Below are 22,034 nucleotides of genomic sequence, written 5' to 3'. Positions count from 1 at the left end.
GACGTGACCGACGCCATCCCCGCCGCGACGCTGGTGCTGTTTCGAGAGCGCGACGACGGCCCGCCCGAGCTGCTGATCGTCGAGCGCGGGCGGGCGCTCGCCTTCGCAGGCGGTGCGCTGGTCTTCCCCGGCGGCCGGATCGACGCCGAGGACGAAGCACTCGCGCTCCAGCTTGCGCCCGGTGACCCAATCGGGGCCGCGCGCGTCGCCGCCTTGCGCGAACTGATCGAGGAAACCGGGATCGCGCTGGGGCTGTCCCCCGCGCCGGACGCCATCAAGGTCGCGCGGCTGCGCGCGGCACTGCACGCGGGCGAGCCCTTTGGCGCGCTGCTGGAGCGCCACGGCGTAACCCTAACGCTCAGCGCGCTCGTGCCGTTCGCGCGCTGGCGCCCGGCTCATGCGAATATGCGCATTTTCGACACGCATTTCTTCATCGCGGCCGCGCCAGCCGATGCCACGCCGATTGCCGACGGCACCGAAAGCGTCCGCGCCTTCTGGGCGAGCGCGGCCACCGTGCTCGCGGAAGCCGATGCCGAGCGCGCGAGCCTGATCTTCCCCACCCGCCGCAACCTTGAGCGGCTGGCGCGCTTCGCCAGCTTCGCCGAGGCCGCCGCCGACGCGCGCACCCATCCGATCGAGACGATCACCCCCTGGATCGAGCGGCGTGGCGACGCCGAATTTCTGTGCATCCCCGAAGGGCTTGGCTACCCGGTGACGGCGGAAGCGCTGGACCGAGCGCGGCGCGCGTAACGCTGCCTATTTCGCGAACACCCCGCACGCGACGCGCCCGCCGCTATTGCCCGAAGGGTCGGTCATCAGATCGTCGCGCCCGGCATGGACCACCATCGCCGCGCCATCGGTATCAAGTAGCCCGGCGAGCGTGCCCTTGGGGATCACCGCGCCCAACGTGCCGCGCCCGTCCTTGCCGATAATAAGGTTCGGCAAGTCGCCCTCATGCGGCCCCGCCGGGTTCATCGAGCCATGCTTGGTGCCAAGCGGGTTCCAATGGCCACCGGCGGTCGTGAAATCGGGCGCATCGCACTGGCCGACCGTGTGGACATGCGCGCCGTGCTGCCCCTCTGGCAAACCGCGGACATCGACCGTTACCCGCAAGCCCTGCTTCACCTCGCGCGCGGTCGCGCGGCCGACCTCCTTGCCGTCGGCGGTGCGCAGGATCGCGGTCGCAACCTCGGGCACCGGCTTGCGCTCGGCGAGCGCGGCGGCGGAGAGGGTAAGACCGAAAGCGGCGGCGATTACCACGTTGCGCATCGTCATTCTCCTTGCACCTGCGGGGTTGGCGCCGGCGCGGGGGCGTCCGCGACGATCACCGTCTTCAAGTTCATGAATTCGTGCATTCCCCACGGGCCAAGCTCGCGGCCATGACCCGAACGCTTCACCCCGCCGAACGCCGCTTCGGGGGTGGAGGCGAGCATCTGGTTGATCGCGGTCATCCCCGCCTCAAGATCGCGCACGAAGCAGGCTTGTTCACCGGGGTCGTTAGTCCACACCGACGAACCCAACCCGAACGGCACATCATTGGCGAGCGCGATCGCGGCGTCGATGCTTTCGGCACGGAACAGCATCGCGACCGGGCCGAACAGCTCCTCCTGCGCGATCGGGTCGTCCTGCGGCACCTCGGTCAGCACGCCGGGCTGCATGAACGCACCCTTGCCCGGCAGCGCCGTGCCGCCAACGAGTTTGGCGCCCGCCGCCTGGAAGCGCGCGAGCTGTTCGAGCACGGTGTCGCGCTGCTCGGCGCTGGAAAGCGGGCCGATATCAACGCTTTCATCGGTTGGGTCACCTACCTTGGCCGCGAGCATCGCGGCGGTGAAGCGCTCGGCGAAGGCGTCGTAGATGTCGGCATGGACGATCATCCGCTTCGCGCAGATGCAGCTCTGCCCGGCATTTTGCAGCCGCGCCGTAACCGCGGTCTTCACCGCCAGATCGATATCGGCCGAGGGCATGACGATGAACGGGTCGGAACCGCCCAGCTCGAGCACCACCTTCTTCAGCGCCGCGCCGGCCTGCGCCGCGACCTTGGCCCCCGCCTCTTCCGAGCCGGTGAGCGTCACCGCCGCGACGCGCGGATCGGCGATCAGCGCCCCTACCGCGCCAGCGCGGATCGCGAGGTTCTGGAACAGTCCGGCCGGCGCGCCACCCGCGACCACCATCTCCTCGATCGCGCTCGCGCAGCCCTGCGTCAGCGAAGCGTGCTTCAGCAACCCGACATTGCCCGCCATGATCGCCGGCGCCAGGAAACGCACCACCTGCCAATAAGGGAAGTTCCACGGCATCACCGCCAGCACCGGGCCGATCGGCAGCCAATGCTGGCGCACCCGCGCGCCGCTTGCGGTTGGCACCTCGATCTCGCGGAGCATCGCCGGACCATGCTGCGCATAATAGCGCAGCCCGCCGGCGCATTTCTGCACTTCCGCGCGCGCGCTTTTCAGGGTCTTGCCCATTTCGGTCGTCGCCAGCCGCGCGAGCCGCTCCTGATGCGCATCGAACTGCTCGGCGATCGCCTCCAGCAACCGCGCCCGCTCGTCGAGCGACGACAGCCGCCAGTCCCGAAACGCCGCCGCCGCGCGCGCGACCGCCGCCTCGACCTGTTCTGCAGTCATTTCAGGGATGGTATGGGCGGGGGCGCCACTCGCGGGATCAATCGCCTGAAACATGGTGCTCCTTTCCAAAGCGCGCGCCTGTTTGCTGAACGCACCGGGCGAGCGCAAGGGTGCGCCTCTCTTGACCCTTCTCGCTCGCCTGCCCCATAGCGGGCGTATGAACGGCGCAACCCCTGTGGACGACATGACTTTCGAGGACGCTCTGAAGGAATTGGAGCGGATCGTCGGCCGGCTGGAAAGCGGCGACGAGGCACTCGACAGCTCGATAGCGCTCTATGAGCGGGCGAGCCTGTTGCGCCAGCGTTGCGCCGAGCGGCTTGATGCGGCACAGGCGCGGATCGAGGCGATCCGCCTCGATGCCGAAGGCCGCGCCGCCGGTACCACCCCTTTTGCAGCGAGCTGAAACCCCGATGGCCGATGCCTCGAGTGTCTTGATGACGGCGCTTGGCGAAGTCTCCGCCGATGTCGATCGCCGGTTCGATCTGTTGCTGCAAATCCCCGACGATCCTCGCGCCGACCTTTATCGCGCGATGCGCCACGCCGCGATCGGCGGTGGCAAGCGGCTGCGGCCGCTGCTGGTGGCGGCGACCGCACGGCTGTTCGGCGTCGACCGGGACTGCGCCGGGCGCGCGGGCCTCGCGATCGAGTGCATCCACGTCTATTCGCTGATCCATGACGATCTGCCAGCGATGGATGACGACGATCTGCGTCGCGGCAAGCCCACCGTTCACAAGGCGTTCGACGAGGCGACCGCGATCCTGGCGGGCGACTGCCTCCACGCGCTCGCTTTCGAGGTGCTCGCCGATCCCGCGACCCATCCCGATCCGTTCGTCCGCGCCGAACTGGTGTTCGATCTTGCCCGCGCCGCTGGCCCCGCCGGCATGGCGGGCGGGCAGATGATGGATATCGAAGCCGAGAAAGCGAGCTTCGATCTGCCGACCATCACCCGGCTACAGGCGCTGAAGACCGGCGCGTTGATCGCGAGTTCGGTGGAAGCCGGCGCGATCCTGGGGCGCGTGCCGGTGGAGGGGCGCACTGGCCTGCGCGGCTATGCCCGCGATGTCGGCCTCGCTTTCCAGATCGCCGACGATCTGCTCGACCACGAAGGCGACGAGACCAAGATGGGCAAGCGCGTCGGCAAGGACGAGGCGCAGGGCAAGGAAACATTCCTGACGCTGCTCGGTGTCGATCGCGCGCGCGAGCAGGCGCGGCTGCTGGTCGATCAGTCGATCGAGCATCTTAAGAATTTCGGACCCGAAGCCGATCTTCTGCGCGACATCGCCCGGTTCATCCTGGAGCGCGATCGGTAAGAGCACCGCCTATCCAGCGATAGGCGCGCTCATGGCTGCGTGCTGAGCAGATAAACCTGCCGCAGCGCGTCGATCGGCTTCAGCGCGCCTTCAGCCTCATAATGCCAGAAGGTCCAGCCATTGCACGCGGGGGCGCCCTGCATCGCGGCACCGAGCTTGTGGATCGATCCCTCCCCGCCCGCGCTCGTCAACGAGCCATCGGCACGCACCGTCGCGACATAGCGGCGCTTGGCGTCGGACAGCACGCTGCCCGGCGCGAGCAGCCCGCATTCGACGATCGTGCCGAACGCGACGCGCGGCGCCTGGCGGGGGCTCTGCATCGTCACGAGCGCCGACTCATCGAGCGGCAGCGCGGCGGCGATCCGCTCGCGTGCGGCCGCGCAATAGCTGTCCTCGCGCTCGATCCCGATCCAGCGGCGGCCCAGCCGCTTGGCGACCGCGCCGGTCGTGCCGGTGCCGAAAAAGGGATCGAGCACCACATCGCCCGGCTTGGTGCAGGCCAGCAGCACGCGATAGAGCAACGCCTCGGGCTTTTGCGTCGGGTGGACTTTCACCCCGTCGCGCTTCAGCCGTTCCTGGCCGCCGCAGATCGGGAATTCCCAGTCGCTGCGCATCTGCAGTTCGTCGTTGAGCGTCTTCAGGCTGCGATAGTTGAAGGTGTAGCGCGCCTTCTCCCCCATCGCCGCCCAGATCAGCGTTTCATGCGCGTTTGTGAAGCGGGTGCCCTTGAAATTGGGCATCGGATTGGCCTTGCGCCAGACGATGTCGTTCAGAATCCAGAAGCCCAGATCCTGCACCGCGGCGCCGACGCGGAAGATGTTGTGATAGCTGCCGATCACCCACAAGGTGCCAGTCGGCTTCAGCAGTCGGCGCGCGGCGGCGAGCCATTCGCGGGTGAAGCGATCATAAGCGGCGAAGGTATCGAACTTGTCCCAATCGTCGGTCACCGCATCGACGAAGCTACCGTCGGGCCGATGAAGGTCGCCGCCCAGTTGCAGGTTATAGGGCGGATCGGCGAAGATCATATCGACCGAGCCGGGCGGCAGAGCGCGCATCGCGGCGATGCAATCACCCTGGATCAGTTGATCGAGCGGGAGCGCGCTCGCGGCTGGCTTGATCCTTTCAAGAACGCCCATCTTAACCATCCCCGCTCGCGTTGAGGCGGCAAAAGGGGCCGAATTGCGCGCCTCGTCAAGCGAACAATGGTTAACGCTAAGGCCTTAAGAATCCTTGTTGAGTCTGGTGGCGGGGGGCGTTTCCCAGATGTTGAGTCCCCGACTTATCCACAGCCCCCATTAGCTGTGGGTGTTGCGCGAAAGACTCACAATTTCAGCGTCACCTGCGCACACGGCGCAAAGCTCATCCGGTGGATCGGCGAGGGACCGTGGCGGTTGAGCGCGGCAAGGTGTTCGGCCGTGCCATAGCCCTTGTGGCGGGAAAAGCCGTAGGCGGGCCAGCGCGCGCACGCCTCGCGCATCAGCGCGTCGCGCGCTTCCTTGGCGATGATCGAGGCGGCGGAGATGGCAGGCTCGCTCGCATCGCCGCCCACGATCGCGCGCGCGGGCCAGCGCCAGTCGACTGCCCAGCGCGCGGGGGTTTGGTTGCCGTCGATCAGCACTTCGTGCGGGTCCACCCCCAGTGCCGCGACCGCGCGCGTCATCGCTAGCATGGTGGCGGCGAAGATGTTGATCCGGTCGATCTCATCGGCTTCCACGATGCCGAGCGCCCAGCGGCATTCGGCCTTGATCTCGGCCTCTAGCGCCGAGCGGCGCTTAGCGCTTAGCTTCTTGGAGTCCCCAAGCCCCACGATCGGTCGCGCGCCCAGCACGACCGCGGCGGCCACCACCGGCCCCGCGAGCGGCCCGCGCCCGACCTCATCGACGCCCGCGATCAGGGGAGGCGCCACGGCGGGAAGCGGCGGTTCTCGTCCGCTTGATAGAGGCACAGCGCATTCCCCGCCGGATCACGCAGCCGCGCCTCGCGCCAGCGCCACGGTCGATCGGTCGGCGGCTGATCGAACACTACGCCCGCCGCCCGCAACCGCGCGACTTCCGCATCCAGATCGTCACATTCCAGGAAAATGGTTGGCTCGGCGTCCGCCTCCAGCGACAAGGTGGCGCCGCCCGCCGCCTCGAACCGCGCGTAATGGCCGTCCTCGGTCCTGACGATCTGGCGCAGCCCGAGCGTGCGCCAGAAGTCGATCGCGCCGGGGGCGAGCGGCAGCGTCACCTGGTTGAGCCGAGCGCCGGGCCCGAGATCGAGCCGGACATGGTGGTGCCCCATCGGCCCATGTCCCGCCCCCAAACCGGGAGCGTCCCGCAGCGCGATCCGCACGAACTGGCGCGCGCGGGCGACCGCCGCCTTCAATGGATAGCCGAGAGCAAGGAAGGTCGCGAGCGCGCTGGCGAGCGTGCAACCCGTGCCGTGGGTGCTGGTGGTGGGAATGCGCGGCGCCTCCCAGCGCGCGAGCTCGCCATCGCGAGTGACAAGGCGATCGACGAGCATCTCGCCCGCGCCATGCCCGCCCTTGGCAAGCAGCGCGCAACCCTGCTCCAGTACCTTCGCCTCACCGCCCAGCGCTTCCAGCTCGGGCAGGTTGGGCGTCACGACCGTCGCACGGCGCATCAGCCGGGTGAACGCGGCGATGGCAGCTTGGTCGGCCAGCGTGGCGCCAGAGGTCGCGACCATCACCGGATCGAACACGATCGGCACGTCCAGCGTTTCCAGTCGCTCGGCCACCCTGTGCGCGGTTTCGGCGGAGCCGATCATGCCGATCTTCACCGCATCGACGCCAATGTCACCCACCACCGCGTCGATTTGGGCGAGCACCATGTCGGCGGGCACCGGATGAACCGCGTTCACCCCCAGCGTATTCTGCGCGGTGATCGCGGTCACTGCCGTCATCGCGTGGCCACCGAGCATCGTCACCGTTTTGAGATCGGCCTGAATCCCCGCCCCGCCCCCGCTATCGGAGCCGGCGACGATCAGCACGCGCGGGGTCATCGCTTGAACTTACGCTCGGTGGACGCGGGATAAGCGCGCAGTGCCTTGCCGGACCGCGTCGGGCGATCGAGCAGCTCGCCCCCGCAATTCGGGCAAAGCTCATCGAGCGCATCGGCGCACTCCGCGCAGAAGCTGCATTCGAACGAGCAGATGAACGCGCCGGCTTCATCCGCCGGCAGATCGACGCCGCAGCGTTCGCAATCGGGGCGCATCTCGAGCATCGCCCCCCAATAGGCCCATTGCCTTGCCGCGCCTAGAGCGGGCTACAGCCGCAACACCACCCACATATTGGCGATATGGTTATAGCGCGTGCCGTTCGCGCGGAACACCGTCTGGTTCAGATAGCCGGGCTCGACCGTCAGCTGCTTGGTGACCGGGATGCTCAGCCCGACGAAGCTGCGGACCTGGTCCCAACCGCTGCGCTGGCCCCAATCGGTGGTGTTGAAGCTGTAAAAGGGTTCCGACCACAGCACGCCCGAAAGCTTCGATCGGCCGCCGAGCGGATGCTGCAACCGCAGCTGCTGGCGCAGCCGCCAGCCGACCCCCTCGTAACCTTCGACAAAGCGCTCCTCCAGCCGGGTGCGCGCGGTGATCGTCAGGCGCTTGCCCGGCGGTGACAGCGGCACGAGCAGTTGCTGCCACAGCCGGTGCTCATGGGTCAGCGCCCGGCCAATCGGATCGGTGCGGACGAACGTATAGCCGGAATGGATCGACGCCCGCTTCGACAGCTGCACACCGATCGCGGTGCGGATCAGCAACTGGCCAAGCCGCTCGGCATCATCGGTAATGCGCGGCTGCACCTCCAGCCAGAAGATCGCGTCCTGCTTGATCTTGCCCTGGACGATGCCGACCGGCCAGGTTTGGAAATCATGGTCCGCTCGCGCCGGCGTCGCGGCGCCGAGCAGGGCAAGCGTGGCAAAGATGGGCACAGAACGCATCAACCGACCTCTGAGGATTGAGCGACGCAAAACGCGAAGGCGGCACCGCTGACGCGGCTTTTCCGCGCCACGGGTGAACAAAGTGGAAAGCTCCCAACTTAGGCTGCCCATAATGGGTTGCCCCAGGCCAATGATTGGCATTTCTACGATATCAGACCTTTGCATAAATCAATGTAATGTTGGGTTTAGGCGCCGGTAACCAATCCCAATCAACTACCGCGTCCACGTAATCGTGGCACCACCACGCGCGGATGCTAAATACTGACATTGGGGACGCGGCGAGTGAAACATTGGTCGATCGGGAACAAGTTGGGCGCGGCGCTGAGTTCGCTGGCCGCGATTATTCTAGGGTTCAGCGTGCTGGCCCTGTTTCAGATGGCGCGCATCAACGATAGTGCGACACAGGTCGCCGATCGTTGGTTGCCGCTTGTCCGGCAGGGCGCCGCGTTGGAGATGTCGCTCGCCGAGATGCGGCTGTTTCAATGGCGACACCTCACCGCCGACAGCCCCGCCACGCTCGAGGACGCCGAGCGCCATATGAAGGACACCCAAGCCAAGTTCGAGACCACTCGCCGTGAGTATGTCGCGATGGTGCGCGCGTCCGACCATCAGGACGATTTGAAGCCATTCAATCAGGTCTATACCGAGCTCGAGGCACACACCGCGCGCTGGCTCGACGATTCCCGCGCGGGGCGCAAGGCCCAGGCGCTCGCCTATTTCAAAGGACCGACGCGCAAGGCCTATGACACCGCTCGTGAAATGCTCGGACAGGTCGTCGCGCGCAATGCGGCCGGCGCCAGCGCCGCGAAGAAGGCTGCCGAGCAAGACTATAAATGGTCGATCGGGCTGACGGTGATCGCCATCGTCGCGGTTTTGGCGCTTGCCGGCGCGGCGACCTTCTTTCTGCGCGGCGCGATCGCCCGACCGGTACGCGCGATGACCGAGGCGATGACCGCGCTCGCCGCCGGCGATCTGTCGGTCGAGGTGCCAGCGTTCGATCGGCGGGACGAGATCGGCGCGCTCGCGGCGGCAATGGCCCGGTTCAAGCAGGCGGTGATCGAAGCCCAGGACAAGGCGCACACGTTGGCGGTGGTCGATCGCATCGGCCAGGCGCTCGCCGCGCTCGCCAAGGGCGACCTCACTCACCGGCTCGATGACAGCGTCGATGGCGACTTCATCAAGCTGCGCAACGACTTCAACGCTGCGACCGACACGCTCCGAGCAACGATCGTCGCGATCGGCCAGCGGGTCGAGACGACACGGGTCGCCACGGGGGACATCGAGCTGGCCTCGTCAGACCTTGCCAGCCGCACCTCGCGCCAGGCGGCGAGCCTGGAAGAGACCGCCGCCGCGCTTGGTGAACTGACCGCCAGCGCGCGCGAGGCGACCGATCAAGCGCACGCGGTGGCGGCGGTTGCCCGCCACGCGACCAGTGCTGCCGAGCAGGGGCTGGCGGTCGCCAGCGATTCCGCTGAAGCGATGCGGGCGATCGCGGGTAATTCGGCCCGCATCGGCGAAATCGCTTCGCTGATCGACGCGATCGCCTTCCAGACCAACCTGCTGGCGCTCAACGCCGGGGTGGAGGCCGCGCGCGCCGGCGATGCCGGCCGGGGCTTCGCGGTGGTCGCGACGGAAGTCCGCCCGCTCGCCCAGCGCTCGGCCGAGGCGGCCAAGGATGTGAAGGAAATCATCGGCTCGGCATCGGCCCAGGTCTCTTCGGGCGTGGCGCTCGTCGAACGCTCGGGCGAGGCGCTGAAGCAAATCGTCGCCGAAACCACCAAGGTGAGCGCGCTCGCCAAGGATATCAGCGCGGTGGTCGAGCGCCAGTCGGGCAGCATTGGCGAGATCAGCGCCGCATTGGGCGACATGAACCTGGGCACCCAGCAGAACGCCGCGATGGTCGAGGAAACCAACGCCACCTGCGTCAACCTCGCGCGCGAGGCGGTCGCACTCGACGAGGCGGTGCGCCAATTCAACACCGGCGAACGGCGCGCGGCGGTGGTCAAGGCGCCCACCCCGGCCAAAGCAACGCGACCCATGCCGCGCGCCCAGGGCAATCTCGCCCTGGCCAAGGATGATTGGACGGAATTCTGAAGTCGGTTTCAGCCGGTTGACGGGCCGAATCAGGCGCCATTCAGCCGACCGCGCCTGTCAGCGCAGCGAAAAATACCTTGTTCGCCGATCGGGTGCGGCATCAAATCACCCAACCGAGATCGCCGGTGCAAAGCTTTGCGGAACCGTCAGGAATCATCGGAAGTCGTTACAGAAAATCAATGTAAGCGCCGCCGTCAACCTGTGGAAACTGACATAATGCGTGCCCAGATTGGGCTAGCCCTTTACAGCTCGTAAGTATTTCCACCGCATCAGTTCCCAACATAGATTAAGGGGGTGGGCTTTAGGCGGCCTGGCTCGTCGCGGCGGGGATCACGACCCGTGACCAGCGACGGAGCGCCGCGCCGCGCTGTTGGATGCAGCATGGGCCTTGTCCCCGTTGCGACGGAGACATTGACGGTGAAGCACTGGTCGATCGGGAATAAGTTGAGCGCCGCGCTAGGGGCGCTGGCGGCGGTGATCCTGGGGTTCAGCCTGTTCGCGCTGATGCAGATCGCGCGGGTGAATGACAAGGCGGCGGAAGTCGCGGGGCAATGGCTGCCTTCGGTGCGCCAGGTCGCGGCGCTGCAATTGTCGCTCGCGGAGATCCGGCTGGTCCATTGGCGCCACTTCACCGCCGACAGCCCGGCAGCGCAGCAAGACGCCGAGACGCGGATCGCCGAACAGCAGCGCAGTTTCGCGACGCTGCGCCGCGATTATGCGGCGATGCTCCGCTCCGCCGAAGATCGCGCCGATCTCGCGCGCTTCAACCAAAGCGTGGCGGTGCTTGACGGGCATAATGAGCAATGGCTCGCAATGTCGCGCGCGGGGCGCCAGGCCGATGCCATGGCCTATTTCAAGGGGCCCACGCGCAAGGCCTATGACGCCGCCCGCGAGGCGCTCGGTAAGATCGTCGCGCGCAACGCGGCCGGCGCCAAGGCGGCGAGCGACGCCGGCGCGGCGATTTATCGCTGGTCATTCTTCCTCACGATTGCCGCGATCCTGGCGGTGATGGCGTTCGCTGGCGCGGCCGCGCTTTATCTGCGGCGTGCGATCGCCCAGCCGGTGCGCGCGATGACCGAGGCGATGACCGCGCTGGCGGCCGGTGACCTGTCGGTCAGCGTTCCGGCGCGCGATCGGCGCGACGAAATCGGCGCGCTCGCCACCGCGATGGAAGCCTTTCAAACCGCCGCGATCGAAGCGCGCGACCGGGCGCAGGAAACGTTGACGGTGGTCGACCGCGTCGGTGCCGCGCTCGCCGCGCTCGCCAAGGGTGACCTCACCCACCGGCTCGACAAGCATGTTGACGGCGCGTTCGCCAAGCTGCGCGACGATTTCAACGCCGCCGCCGATACGCTGCGCGAAACGATCGTCGCGATCGGCGAGCGGGTCGAGACGACGCGGGTCGCGACCACCGACATCGAAATGGCCTCTTCCGATCTCGCCAGCCGCACCTCGCGCCAGGCGGCGAGCCTCGAGGAAACGGCGGCCGCGATCGGTGAACTCACCGACAGCGCCCGCCAGGCGACCGAACAGGTGCGCGCGGTGGCGGATGGCGCTCGCCACGCGACCAGTGCGGCCGAGCAGGGGCTGGCGGTCGCGACCGATTCGGCCGACGCGATGCGCGCGATCGCGGAGAGCTCGGCCCGCATCGGCGAGATCGCCTCGCTGATCGACGCGATCGCCTTCCAGACCAACCTGCTCGCGCTGAACGCGGGGGTGGAGGCCGCAAGAGCTGGTGATGCCGGCCGGGGCTTCGCGGTGGTCGCGACGGAAGTTCGCGCGCTCGCGCAGCGCTCGGCGGAAGCGGCCAAGGATGTGAAGGAGATCATCGGCTCGGCATCGGCCCAGGTCTCTTCGGGCGTGGCGCTCGTCGAACGCTCGGGCGAGGCGCTGAAGCAAATCGTCGCCGAAACGACCAAGGTGAGCGCGCTCGCCAAGGACATCAGCGCGGTCGTCGAGCGCCAGTCGGGCAGCATCGGCGAGATCAGCGCGGCATTGAGCGACATGAACCTGGGCACCCAGCAGAACGCGGCAATGGTCGAGGAAACCAACGCCACCTGCGTCAATCTCGCGCGCGAGGCGGTCGCGCTCGACGAGGCGGTGCGCCAGTTCAATACCGGCGAGCGGCGGGCAGCGGTAGTCAAGGCTAAGGCGCCCGCGCCTTCCAAGGCTTCGAGCCCCGTGCCCCGCGTCCATGGCAACCTCGCTTTGGCCGAGGAAGAATGGTCGGAGTTCTGAATTGCGGGCGCCCATCCCTTGGCAATGACCAGCGGGTGGGCGCCTATTCCGGCCTAGCGCACCGACGGCGCGGGCGCTGCCGAACCGACGCTCACGCCACTTCTCGCACCACGCCGCAAATGCGATCGACCACCCGGGCGACCTGCTCGGGATCATCGCCTTCCGCCATCACCCGGATCACCGGCTCGGTGCCCGACGGGCGGATCACCAGCCGGCCCTTGCCGTAAAGCTCGGCCTCGGCCTCGGCGATCACGGCTTGGACGCGCTCATGCTCGAGCGGCTTGCCGCCGGCGAAGCGGACATTCTTCAGCAACTGCGGCAGCGGATCGAAGCGGTGAAGCACCTCGCTCGCCGGGCGCCCGGCGCGCACGATTTCCGCGAGCACTTGCAATGCGGCAACCAGCCCATCGCCGGTGGTCGCATAGTCGCTCAGGATGATGTGCCCCGATTGCTCTCCGCCGACATTGCAGCCGCGCTGGCGCATGGCCTCCAATACATAGCGGTCGCCCACCTTGGTGCGCACCAGGCCCAGTTCGTGGCTCTCCAGATAGCGCTCCAGCCCGAGATTGGACATCACCGTCGCGACAAGCAGGCCGTTGCGCAACTGGCCGCGCCGCGCCCAACCGAGCGCGATCGTCGCCATCAGCTGGTCGCCATCGATCACCCGGCCCTTTTCGTCGACCACGATCAGCCGGTCGGCATCGCCATCGAGCGCGATCCCGAGATCGGCGCCCGCCGCCACGACGGTCTCGCACAACAATTGCGGCGACGTGGAACCCACCCCGTCATTGATGTTCTTGCCATTGGGCTCGACCCCGATCGCGACGACATCGGCGCCCAGCTCCCACAGCGCGGAAGGGGCCACCTGATAAGCGGCGCCGTTCGCGCAGTCGACGACGATGCGCAGCCCGTCCAACCGCAGATCGCGCGGGAAAGTGAGCTTGGCGGCATGGATATAGCGGCCGCGGGCATCGTCATAGCGCTTGGCGCGGCCGATATCGGCGGCGGCGGAGAGCGGAATGTCGCTTTCGATCAGCCGCTCGATCGCGAGTTCGTCTTCATCCGACAGCTTGTAACCGTCCGGCCCGAACAATTTGATGCCGTTGTCGGCGAAGGGGTTGTGGCTCGCCGAGATCATCACGCCCATGTCGGCACGCATCGACTGGGTGAGCATCGCGACCGCGGGGGTCGGCATCGGCCCCACCAGCACCACGTCCATGCCCACGGCGGTGAACCCCGCGATCAGCGCCGATTCGAGCATATAGCCCGACAGGCGCGTATCCTTGCCGATCACGACCCGGTGCTTGTGATCGCCCCGCGCGAAATGGGCGCCGGCCGCCATGCCAACCTGCATCGCCATCGCCGCCGTCATCGGCGCCATGTTGGTCAGGCCGCGAATACCGTCCGTGCCGAAATATTTTCTTGCCATGCTTTGCCACTCAAATTGCTTGCCGCCGCCCGCCAAGGCTGGGCAGGAGGCACGCTTTGTCCTTAACTGTGCGAGCGCATGTCACAACCCACCCGCATCTTGCTATCCCTAATTGTTGGCCTCGCCACCGGGATCGTGGCGGCGGCGAGCGGCGGCGCATGGGTGGCCCCCGCCGCCGACGTGGCGCAGCCGATCGGCGAGGCGTGGCTCGCGGGGCTCAAGATGACGATCGTTCCGCTGATCGTCGCGCTGCTGATCACCGGCGTCGCGGCGACCGCCGAGACCGCGCGCTCGGGCCGGCTCGCCGCGCGCGCGCTGACCTTGTTCATGACGCTGCTGGTGATTTCATCAGCGCTCGCGGCGGTGATCATGCCGGCGATCCTGGCGCTGTGGCCGCTCGATCCGGTGGCGGGCGGTGCCTTGCGGCGGGCGCTCGCCGGGGCGCAGCCGACCGGGCCAATGCCGGGCTTCACCGAATTCATGAAGGCGATCATCCCGACCAACCCGATCGCCGCCGCCGCCAATGACGCGATCCTGCCGCTCATCATCTTCACCATGGCGATGGCGTTCGCGATCACCAGACTGCCGGCAGAGCGGCGCTCGCTGCTGGTGGATTTCTTCCAGGCGGTGGCGGACGCGATGCTGGTGGTGATCAACTGGGTGCTGGCCCTCGCGCCGATCGGGGTCGCGGCGCTCGCCTTCGTCGTCGGCGCGCGGGCGGGGACGGCGGCGGTGGGGGCGTTGCTCCACTATATCGTCACTTATTCAGCGGTCGGGCTGATCATCGGGCTGCTCGCCTATCCGCTGGTGCTGATCGCAGGGCGGGTGCCGCTCGGCCGCTTCGCGCGCGCGGTGGCACCGGCCCAGGCGGTCGCGATCTCGACCCAGAGCTCGCTCGCCTCGCTGCCGGCGATGATCAAGGGCGCGGAAGCCTTGGCGCTGCCCAAGCCCGTGTCGGGGGTGGTGCTGCCGCTCGCGGTCGCGGTGTTCCGGATCACCGCCCCGCCGATGAACCTGGCGGTGATCCTCTACATCGCCCATTGGTATGGGCTGGCGCTGAGCCCGCTCCAGATCGTCGCGGCGGTCGCGGCGGCATCGGTGACGACCTTCAGCGGCGTCGGGCTGCCGGGGCAGGTAAGCTATGTCGCCTCGGTCGCGCCGATCGGGCTCGCGATCGGGGTGCCGGTCGAGGCGCTGGGGCTGCTGATCGCGGTCGAGACGATCCCCGACATCTTCCGCACCCTCGGCAATGTGACGATGGACGTGGCGGTGACGGCGGTGCTGTCGCGCGGCGCCGCGCCGGATGGCGCGGCGGGTTAGCCCCACACGACGCGCATCGCCCCGACTCTCGTGCCCGCGCCTTAGCGCAGCGCCCCCGCCACCAGCTTGTGCAGCTTGGTGTGCAGCCCGTCATTGGCGGCAAGCACCTCGCGCCGGTCGATCATTTTGTCGCCGCCGCGATAGTCGCTGACGTAACCGCCGGCTTCCTTCACCAGCAGCAACCCGGCCGCCACGTCCCAGTGGCTGAGGCCCGATTCCCAAAAGCCATCGAACCGCCCCGCCGCGACCCAAGCGAGATCGAGCGCGGCCGATCCGAAGCGGCGAATCCCCGCGACCGAGGGCGCCACCGCACCGAAAATCCGGCTCCACTGCGCGAAATCGCCGTGGCCGAGGAAGGGGATGCCGGTCGCGATCAACGCGTCCGCCAGATCGCCGCGCGCGGAAACGCGCAGCCGCTGGTCCTGCAACCAGGCGCCCCGGCCCTTCTCCGCCCAGAAGCTCTCATCGGTCAGCGGCTGATAGATCAGCGCCGCCATCGGCTCCCACCTGCCACCCGGCTTGGGTTCCTCGGCCGCGATCGAGATCGCGAAATGGGGGATGCCGTGGAGGAAGTTGCTGGTGCCGTCGAGCGGATCGATCACGAAGCGCGGCTTGCTGGGGTCGCCCGCGACCGCGCCCCGCTCCTCCATCACGAATGCCCAATCGGGGCGCGCGGCGCTCAATTCCTCATACAATGTTTGCTCGGCGCGCTTGTCGGCCATCGAGACGAAATCGGCCGGCCCCTTGCGGCTTACCTGAAGATGCTGAACCTCGCCGAAATCGCGCCGCAGCCGGGGCGCCGCCTTGCGCGCGGCGCGTTCCATCACTGTGATCAGGCCGGAATGAGAAACCATAAAACACCTTTAGCCCCCGCCCCTTCAGGGGAGAGGGTTGGGAGAGGGGACGCAACGGAGAGGTGACGCGGCACACGGCCCCTCTCCCCGACCCTCTCCCCCTGAAGGGGAGAGGGAGAAGCGCTCAGTCCGCGCGCCGGACGTAAGCCTGTTCGTACACATCGACGACGATGCGCGTGCCGCTTTCGATATGCGGCGGCACCATGATCCGCACGCCGTTATCGAGCACCGCCGGCTTGTAGCTGGACGAGGCGGTCTGCCCCTTCACCACCGCGTCGGCCTCGACGATCACCGCCTCGATCGTGTCGGGAAGCTGCACGCTGATCGGCTCTTCGTCGTAAAGTTCCATCACCACGTCCATCCCGTCCTGCAGGAAGGCGGCGGCGTCGCCGAGCAGATCGCGCGGCAGCGTGGTCTGATCGTAAGTTTCCTTGTCCATGAAGACGAGCATGTCGCCTTCGGGATAGAGGAACTGAAAATCCTTGGTGTCGAGCCGCACGCGTTCCACCGTTTCGGCCGAGCGGAAGCGGACGTTGTTCTTGCGGCCATCGCGCAGGTTCTTCATTTCGACCTGCATATAGGCACCGCCCTTGCCGGGCTGGGTGTGCTGGATCTTCACCGCCCGCCAGATGCCGCCTTCATACTCGATGATGTTGCCGGGGCGAATGTCGACGCCGCTGATCTTCATGGGAACCCTGTTTCAAAGAAAGAGCAAGGCGCGCCCTTAGCGCCCCAGGCGAAGGCAGGCAAGGCGGGCTCAGTAACGATCGCGCAACCGGCCGACGCTGGAGGTGACGGCCTTGGTGCGCACATCCTCCTCGGCGCATTCCGCCTCCAGCGCGGCGCGGATCGCCTCGATCTCGCGATCGGTCTTGTGCTCGATGCCGATGAACTGGACGCGCGCCTGCTCCACCGCGCGCAGCAGCTCGTCGAGCTTCGCCTGCATCGCGGCCGAATCGCGGTTCTGCGAATTCTGGATCAGGAACACCATCAGGAAGGTGACGATCGTCGTCGCGGTGTTCACGACCAGCTGCCAGGTGTCCGAATAATGGAAGATCGGCCCGGTGAGCCCCCACACCGCGATCACGGTGAGGGCGAGGATGAAAGCGATGGGCTGCCCCGCCACCGCCGCGACGCGGCCGGCGATCAGGGTGAAGATCCGGTCGAACATGCGGCTTTCCTCGAAACGGCGCGACGCACCGGTTCAAGGGTATTGCTGGCGGGTATGCAAGACGGGGAGCATAACAATCCGCTCATCTTCAACATGATAGACGAGGATATAGGTCGCGTGGACGACTGCCTCACGGACGCCGGGCACGCGGGCGCTGGACTCCGTGAAACCCAGCACATTCTTCAGGTCGTCTACAGCTATATCGGCTCAACCGACGAGGCGCCCGCTTCAGCCCCCCAGCATCGCCCCGAACGCTTGCACCGCCGCCGCCTCGTCACTATCCCACACCGCGCCTGACACGGCGAGGAAATCGGCGCCCGCCGCTACCAGCGGCGCGGCATTTTGCGGTGTGATCCCGCCGATCGCGACGCAGGGCAGCTCGAACAAGGTCGACCACCAACTGAGCAGCACCGGCTCGGCATGATGCTCGACCGTCTTGGTCCGTGTCGGGTAGAAGGCACCGAACGCGACATAATCGGCCCCCGCCTCCCCCGCTTCCATCGCCAGATGGCGGCTGGCGTGGCAGGTGACGCCGATCTGCGCCGCCGGCCCTAGCAGCGCGCGCGCCTCCCGCGGGTCGCCATCGCCTTGACCCAGATGCACCCCGTCCGCCCCCAGCCGCTTGGCGAGCGCCATGTCGTCATTGACGATGAAGGCCACGTCATGCTCGGTGCAAATCCGCTGCAGCGGTTCGGCGAGCCGCGCCGCCGCGTGCTGATCGACGCCCTTGACCCGGAACTGGAAGGCCGCAACTGGCCCAGCGCCGAGTGCGCGTTTAAGCCGCTCGGGAAAACCGCCCCCAACCTCAAGCGGCGAGATCAGGTAAAGCTGGCAGGGCGGCCGGCGATCATCGCGCACGAAGGCGGCGGCGAAATCGGGGTCGAGGGGGCCAAGCGGATCGTCTTCGGTCATCGCCCGCGCTTCACCGCGATCAATCACATCCGTCAATGGGGCAGTCAAAAATGCGCCGAATAGCCGCCGTCGACGGTGATGATCGTACCCGTCACATAACTCGCCGCGTCGCTTGCCAGGAACAGCGCGGCGCCGGCGATCTCCTCGGGCTGGCCCCAGCGCTTGAGCGAGGTGCGCCGGTCAAGCCAGGCGGCGATTTCCGGATCGGCGATCATCGCCGCGTTCGCCTCGGTCGCGAAGAAGCCGGGGGCGATCCCGTTCACGGTAATGCCATGCGGCCCCAGTTCGGCGGCGAGCGCGCGGGTGAGCGCCGCGAGACCGCCCTTGGCCATCGTATAGGCCGCGTCGCCGCTGTTCGCGATATCCCCGGCGATCGAGGTGACGTTGATGATCCGGCCGCGCCCCTTGGCCATCATCGGCCGCGCCGCCGCGCGGGCGATCGCGAAGGGGGCGATCAGGTTCACCTCGGCGAGCGCGCGCACATCATCGAGCGCGAAATCGAACAGCGCGCGGCGATCGCGCTGCCCAACGTTGTTGATCAAGATGTCGAGCTTATGGTCGGTCGCGATCGCCGCCGCGCGCGCCTCCAGATCGGGCGCGGCGAGATCGAACGGCATCGGCTCGGCGTGCGGGCCGATCGCCGCGGCTGCCCGCGCCAGTGCCGCCGGATCGCGCCCGCCAAGCAGCACGCGCGCGCCCGCCTCCGCCAGCGCACGCGCGATCTCGAACCCTAGCCCCCGCCCCGCGCCGGTCACCAGCGCGGTGCGGCCATCGAGCGCGAACAGGTTCAGGCTTCCTCGCCCTTATAAATCGCGACGAGCTTGTCGAGCATCGCCAGCGCTTCCGCGCGGGGCCGCTGGAAGGTGTTGCGGCCGATGATCGAGCCGTTGCCGCCGCCGTCGCGAATGTCGCGCGCATCCTGATACACCGCGTCCGCGCCCTTCGCCGCGCCGCCCGAGAACACCACGATCCGGCGGCCATTGAAGCAGCTCTTCACGACATGCTTCACGCGCGTGGCCTGAGCCGACCAGTCATGGCCTTCATAGGCCTTTTGCGCGTCCTTCTGCTCGATATGGTTGCTCGGCAGCTTCACCTTGATGATGTGCGCGCCAAGCAGCGCGGCCATGTGCGCGGCGTACGCACCGACATCGAGCGCGAGCTCGCCGTCCTTCGACAGCTTGCCACCGCGCGGGTACGACCAGATCACGGTGGCGATGCCGACCGACTTCGCCTCGGCGATCATCTCCTTGATCTCCTCCATCATGTCGAACACGTCGTCCGCGCCCGGATAGATGGTGAAGCCGATCGCCGAGCAGCCCAGCCGCAGCGCATCCTCGACGCCACCGGTCACCGCCTGATTGATGCTGGTCGCCCAGCTGTTCGACGAATTGACCTTCAGGATGGTCGGAATCTGGCCGGCGAAGCTGTCCGCCCCCGCCTCGATCATGCCGAGCGGCGCGGCATAGGCCGAAAGCCCGGCGTCAATCGCCAGCTGATAATGGTAATGCGGGTCATAGGCATCGGGATTCACCGCGAAGCTGCGCGCCGGGCCATGTTCGAACCCCTGATCGACCGGCAGGATGATCAGCTTGCCGGTACCGCCCAAGCGGCCTTGCATCAGGATGCGCGCGAGATTGGCCTTCACCCCCGGATTATCGGACTCGTAATTGTTGAGAATGGCTTTGACGGTCGGCGTCATTCGGGCTCCCCTGCGATCATGCATACGAATGCTGCCGGGCTGTTAGCCGCCGGGGCGCATGGCGGCAACTGCTTAGCGGGTGCGTGCTGTGCCTGCTTGACGCACGCCCTGGCGTAGGAAAGGTTGCCTATTCTGAACAAGGGAGCCGGCATGATCCGCGCCATAGCCTTGCGTCTCGCTGCATTACCTCTCGCGGTGATGCTAGTCGGCGCGTCGCCCAAACTCAGGGTGGGCGATATCGCACCCGAGGGTGAGTTTACCTTGGTAAGTGGCGAAAAGGTGGCGATCAGCGCTTTGCGAGGGCAGGTCGTCGTGATCAATTTCTGGGCGACATGGTGTGTGCCCTGCCGCAAGGAATTGCCGACACTAGACGCCTTTTATCGCCTGACAAAGCAACACGGTCTGCGCGTCTTCGCGGTAACGACCGAGGACTCCGTGCCGATCTATGCGATGAAGAAGGTGTTCGACACCATGGCGATCAGCCCGGTGAAGCGGGTGAAGGGCCCCTATTTCAGCCTGGGGGCGGTGCCGACTAATTTCATCATCGATCGGGCGGGACGGGTGCGTTACGCCAAAACCGGCGCGTTCGATCTCGACGATCTAAACCGCGAAGTCGTGCCGTTACTTAACGAACCGGCGCCCGAGGCACCAGCGCTCTAGGCACGCGCCAGCGCCGCCACCCCGGGCAGTTCCTTGCCTTCCATCCATTCGAGGAACGCGCCGCCGGCGGTCGATACGAAGCTCATCGCGTCCGCGGCGCCGGCCACGTTGAGCGCGGCCACGGTATCGCCCCCGCCCGCGACCGAAACGAGCGATCCCTCCGCCGTGAGCGCGGCGGCGGTGCGCGCGAGCGCCACGGTCGCGGCGTCGAAGGGCGGCGTCTCGAACGCGCCGAGCGGGCCGTTCCACACGAGCGTGCGGCATGTCTTGAGCACATCGCCCAGCGCTTCGACCGCCGCCGGGCCGATATCGAGGATCATCTCGTCAGCCGCCACTTCGTGGACGTTGCAGGTGCGCAAGGATGGCGGGTTGGGCGCGAATTCCTTCGCCACGACGACATCATAGGGCAGATGGATCGTGCAGCCGGCGGTTTCGGCCGCGGCGAAGATTTCTTCGGCGGTGCCGGTCAAGTCATGCTCGCACAAAGACTTGCCGACATTGACCCCGCGCGCGGCGAGGAAAGTGTTGGCCATGCCGCCGCCGATGATCAGGTGATCCACCCGCGCGACGAGGTGCTTCAGTACGTCCAGCTTGGTCGAAACCTTGGCGCCGCCCACCACCGCCGCCACCGGATGCTCAGGGTTACCGAGCGCCTTGTCGAGCGCGTCGAGCTCGGCCTCCATCTGCCGCCCGGCGAAGGCCGGCAGCCGGTGGGCAAGGCCCTCGGTCGAGGCGTGGGCGCGGTGCGCGGCCGAAAAGGCATCGTTGACGTAGAGATCACCGAGCGCGGCGAAGCGGTCGATTACCTCGGGTGCGTTCTTCTCCTCGCCGCCGAAGAAGCGCGTATTCTCCAGCAGCCCGACTTCGCCCGGCGCCAAGCTGGCGACGGCTTCCGCCGCGCCCTCCCAATCGACATAGCGCACCGGGCGGCCGAGCACCGCCGCGAACGGCTGCGTGATCTGCGCCAGGCTGAACTCGGGCGTGGGCGCCTTGGGGCGGCCGAAATGCGCGAGCACCAGCACGATCGCGCCCTTGTCCGCCAGTTCGGCGACGGTCGGCACTGCGGCGCGCAGGCGGGTATCGTCGGTGACGGCGCCCTCGGCCATCGGCACGTTCAGATCCTCGCGCACCAGCACACGCTTGCCCGCCACATCGCCCATATCGTCGAGCGTCTTGAAAGCCCTCACGCCGCCAACTCCCCAAAACTTTCAATTTCGATCGTGTCGCCGATCGCGACCATCCCGCCGCTCAGCACCCGCGCGCAGGCGCCCCCGCGCCAATCGGGGCGAAGCGCGGCCCGCAGGCCCGGGATCAGCGCGTCCATGCGCTCGCACGGATCGCATTCGGTGGTGATTTCCAGCCGCACCCCGCCGATGCGCAGGATCGCCCCCGCGCGCTGCGGCAGATCGAGGCCCTCGACCAGCAGATTGGCGCGCCGTTCCCACCACGGCAGCGTAGCGCCCAGCTCGGCGAGCGCGGCGGCCCAATCGCCCGCCTCGATCAGGGTCACCTGCCGCCGGTTGCGCTTGCCGGGCTTGAACACGCCCTTGCAGTCGCCCTCGACGCCAAGCTCGGGGGTGATTAGGGCGCGCTCCAGCGTCTCCATAGCCGCGCGCGGGGCGGCGTGGCGGGCGATGCCGGCGAGGGTGGCGGGGATCATTTCAACGCCCCAACGCCACCACAGGTCCGCCCGTCACCCCGGCCCCCGAGCCGGGGTCCCGCTGCCTCGCGCCGCGCGAAGAAGCGAGACCCCGGGTCAAGCCCGGGGTGACGTGGCGTGATCTG

General features: G+C 67.4%; 23 protein-coding genes. 7 read left to right on the top strand and 16 right to left on the bottom strand.

Features of this window, described 5'->3' with window-relative positions; genetic code table 11:
- Positions 1-3 precede the first annotated feature (3 nt).
- Positions 4-750, top strand: coding sequence for an NUDIX domain-containing protein (locus tag K2X73_RS04160; protein ID WP_294108847.1), 747 nt, complete (start codon positions 4-6; stop codon positions 748-750).
- Positions 751-756: 6 nt separating this feature from the next.
- Here K2X73_RS04160 and K2X73_RS04155 read toward each other — a convergent pair whose 3' ends face one another.
- Together K2X73_RS04155 and K2X73_RS04150 are read right to left on the bottom strand one after the other, a co-directional pair.
- On the bottom strand, positions 757-1,269 hold the full coding sequence (locus K2X73_RS04155; RefSeq protein WP_294108846.1) for a superoxide dismutase family protein: 513 nt from the start codon (positions 1,267-1,269) through the stop codon (positions 757-759).
- 2 nt (positions 1,270-1,271) lie between these two features.
- The gene (locus tag K2X73_RS04150) at positions 1,272-2,675 is read right to left on the bottom strand and encodes an NAD-dependent succinate-semialdehyde dehydrogenase (RefSeq protein WP_294108845.1); all 1,404 of its coding nucleotides are present in this window, start codon (positions 2,673-2,675) and stop codon (positions 1,272-1,274) included.
- A 103-nt stretch (positions 2,676-2,778) separates the two neighbouring features.
- Between K2X73_RS04150 and K2X73_RS04145 the strand changes: the two genes are divergently transcribed.
- Both K2X73_RS04145 and K2X73_RS04140 read left to right on the top strand, forming a co-directional pair.
- Positions 2,779-3,024 carry an exodeoxyribonuclease VII small subunit gene (locus tag K2X73_RS04145; protein WP_294108844.1) on the top strand — a complete coding sequence of 82 codons (246 nt, stop codon included), beginning with the start codon at positions 2,779-2,781 and terminating at the stop codon, positions 3,022-3,024.
- Between the two features lie 31 nt (positions 3,025-3,055).
- Complete coding sequence (locus K2X73_RS04140) at positions 3,056-3,931, top strand: polyprenyl synthetase family protein (RefSeq protein WP_294108843.1); 876 nt, start codon at positions 3,056-3,058, stop codon at positions 3,929-3,931.
- 29 nt (positions 3,932-3,960) lie between these two features.
- On the opposite strand, the gene K2X73_RS04135 is transcribed toward K2X73_RS04140, so the two are convergent.
- From K2X73_RS04135 to K2X73_RS04115, 5 genes are all read right to left on the bottom strand, one after another.
- Positions 3,961-5,067 carry a site-specific DNA-methyltransferase gene (locus K2X73_RS04135; protein ID WP_294108842.1) on the bottom strand — a complete coding sequence of 369 codons (1,107 nt, stop codon included), beginning with the start codon at positions 5,065-5,067 and terminating at the stop codon, positions 3,961-3,963.
- Positions 5,068-5,252: 185 nt separating this feature from the next.
- The gene (locus K2X73_RS04130) at positions 5,253-5,837 is read right to left on the bottom strand and encodes a ribonuclease HII (RefSeq protein ID WP_294108840.1); all 585 of its coding nucleotides are present in this window, start codon (positions 5,835-5,837) and stop codon (positions 5,253-5,255) included.
- Positions 5,822-6,934: a bifunctional hydroxymethylpyrimidine kinase/phosphomethylpyrimidine kinase gene (gene thiD / locus K2X73_RS04125; RefSeq protein WP_294108836.1), complete on the bottom strand. Its 1,113-nt coding sequence runs from the start codon at positions 6,932-6,934 to the stop codon at positions 5,822-5,824. The genes K2X73_RS04130 and thiD overlap by 16 nt, the downstream gene beginning before the upstream one ends.
- Entirely contained in the window at positions 6,931-7,155 is a 225-nt protein-coding gene (locus tag K2X73_RS04120; RefSeq protein WP_294108834.1) for a DUF1272 domain-containing protein, read from the bottom strand. Before K2X73_RS04120 ends, thiD begins: the two co-directional genes overlap by 4 nt.
- Before the next feature lie 42 nt (positions 7,156-7,197).
- Complete coding sequence (locus tag K2X73_RS04115; RefSeq protein ID WP_294108833.1) at positions 7,198-7,872, bottom strand: DUF2490 domain-containing protein; 675 nt, start codon at positions 7,870-7,872, stop codon at positions 7,198-7,200.
- Positions 7,873-8,154: 282 nt separating this feature from the next.
- Here K2X73_RS04115 and K2X73_RS04110 point away from each other — a divergent pair, with 282 nt between their 5' ends.
- Together K2X73_RS04110 and K2X73_RS04105 are read left to right on the top strand one after the other, a co-directional pair.
- Positions 8,155-9,966, top strand: a complete 1,812-nt coding sequence (locus K2X73_RS04110) for a methyl-accepting chemotaxis protein (protein ID WP_294108831.1) — start codon at positions 8,155-8,157, stop codon at positions 9,964-9,966.
- A gap of 381 nt (positions 9,967-10,347) precedes the next feature.
- Positions 10,348-12,204 (top strand): methyl-accepting chemotaxis protein, encoded by a 1,857-nt coding sequence (locus K2X73_RS04105; RefSeq protein ID WP_294108830.1) that lies wholly within the window; start codon positions 10,348-10,350, stop codon positions 12,202-12,204.
- A 91-nt stretch (positions 12,205-12,295) separates the two neighbouring features.
- Here the strand turns inward: K2X73_RS04105 and glmM are convergent, their stop codons facing one another.
- Positions 12,296-13,633, bottom strand: a complete 1,338-nt coding sequence (gene glmM, locus K2X73_RS04100) for a phosphoglucosamine mutase (RefSeq protein ID WP_294108825.1) — start codon at positions 13,631-13,633, stop codon at positions 12,296-12,298.
- A gap of 99 nt (positions 13,634-13,732) precedes the next feature.
- Here glmM and K2X73_RS04095 point away from each other — a divergent pair, with 99 nt between their 5' ends.
- The gene (locus tag K2X73_RS04095; protein WP_365980297.1) at positions 13,733-14,953 is read left to right on the top strand and encodes a cation:dicarboxylase symporter family transporter; all 1,221 of its coding nucleotides are present in this window, start codon (positions 13,733-13,735) and stop codon (positions 14,951-14,953) included.
- Positions 14,954-14,994: 41 nt separating this feature from the next.
- Here the strand turns inward: K2X73_RS04095 and K2X73_RS04090 are convergent, their stop codons facing one another.
- The 6 genes from K2X73_RS04090 to K2X73_RS04065 form a co-directional block, all read right to left on the bottom strand.
- Positions 14,995-15,807, bottom strand: a complete 813-nt coding sequence (locus K2X73_RS04090) for an inositol monophosphatase family protein (RefSeq protein WP_294108821.1) — start codon at positions 15,805-15,807, stop codon at positions 14,995-14,997.
- Positions 15,808-15,931: 124 nt separating this feature from the next.
- Complete coding sequence (gene efp, locus K2X73_RS04085; protein ID WP_294108819.1) at positions 15,932-16,495, bottom strand: elongation factor P; 564 nt, start codon at positions 16,493-16,495, stop codon at positions 15,932-15,934.
- Between the two features lie 69 nt (positions 16,496-16,564).
- Positions 16,565-16,978, bottom strand: a complete 414-nt coding sequence (locus tag K2X73_RS04080; RefSeq protein WP_294108817.1) for a low affinity iron permease family protein — start codon at positions 16,976-16,978, stop codon at positions 16,565-16,567.
- Positions 16,979-17,206: 228 nt separating this feature from the next.
- A complete protein-coding gene (gene thiE / locus K2X73_RS04075) occupies positions 17,207-17,890 on the bottom strand; it encodes a thiamine phosphate synthase (protein ID WP_294108815.1) in 684 nt (227 codons plus the stop codon).
- Between the two features lie 44 nt (positions 17,891-17,934).
- Positions 17,935-18,645, bottom strand: a complete 711-nt coding sequence (locus K2X73_RS04070) for an SDR family oxidoreductase (protein WP_294108813.1) — start codon at positions 18,643-18,645, stop codon at positions 17,935-17,937.
- A 32-nt stretch (positions 18,646-18,677) separates the two neighbouring features.
- Entirely contained in the window at positions 18,678-19,589 is a 912-nt protein-coding gene (locus K2X73_RS04065; protein WP_294108811.1) for a class I fructose-bisphosphate aldolase, read from the bottom strand.
- Positions 19,590-19,739: 150 nt separating this feature from the next.
- Between K2X73_RS04065 and K2X73_RS04060 the strand changes: the two genes are divergently transcribed.
- Positions 19,740-20,249: a TlpA disulfide reductase family protein gene (locus K2X73_RS04060; RefSeq protein ID WP_294108809.1), complete on the top strand. Its 510-nt coding sequence runs from the start codon at positions 19,740-19,742 to the stop codon at positions 20,247-20,249.
- Here K2X73_RS04060 and K2X73_RS04055 read toward each other — a convergent pair.
- Together K2X73_RS04055 and K2X73_RS04050 are read right to left on the bottom strand one after the other, a co-directional pair.
- On the bottom strand, positions 20,246-21,409 hold the full coding sequence (locus K2X73_RS04055) for a phosphoglycerate kinase (protein ID WP_294108994.1): 1,164 nt from the start codon (positions 21,407-21,409) through the stop codon (positions 20,246-20,248). The genes K2X73_RS04060 and K2X73_RS04055 overlap by 4 nt on opposite strands.
- Before the next feature lie 23 nt (positions 21,410-21,432).
- Entirely contained in the window at positions 21,433-21,909 is a 477-nt protein-coding gene (locus K2X73_RS04050) for an MOSC domain-containing protein (protein ID WP_294108805.1), read from the bottom strand.
- Between the last annotated feature and the right edge of the window lie 125 nt (positions 21,910-22,034).

It is taken from the genome of Sphingomonas sp. (assembly GCF_019746665.1).
Classification (GTDB): domain Bacteria; phylum Pseudomonadota; class Alphaproteobacteria; order Sphingomonadales; family Sphingomonadaceae; genus Sphingomonas.
Note: the sequence above shows the minus strand (reverse complement) of the source record. Positions and strands in the feature narration are given on the sequence as shown.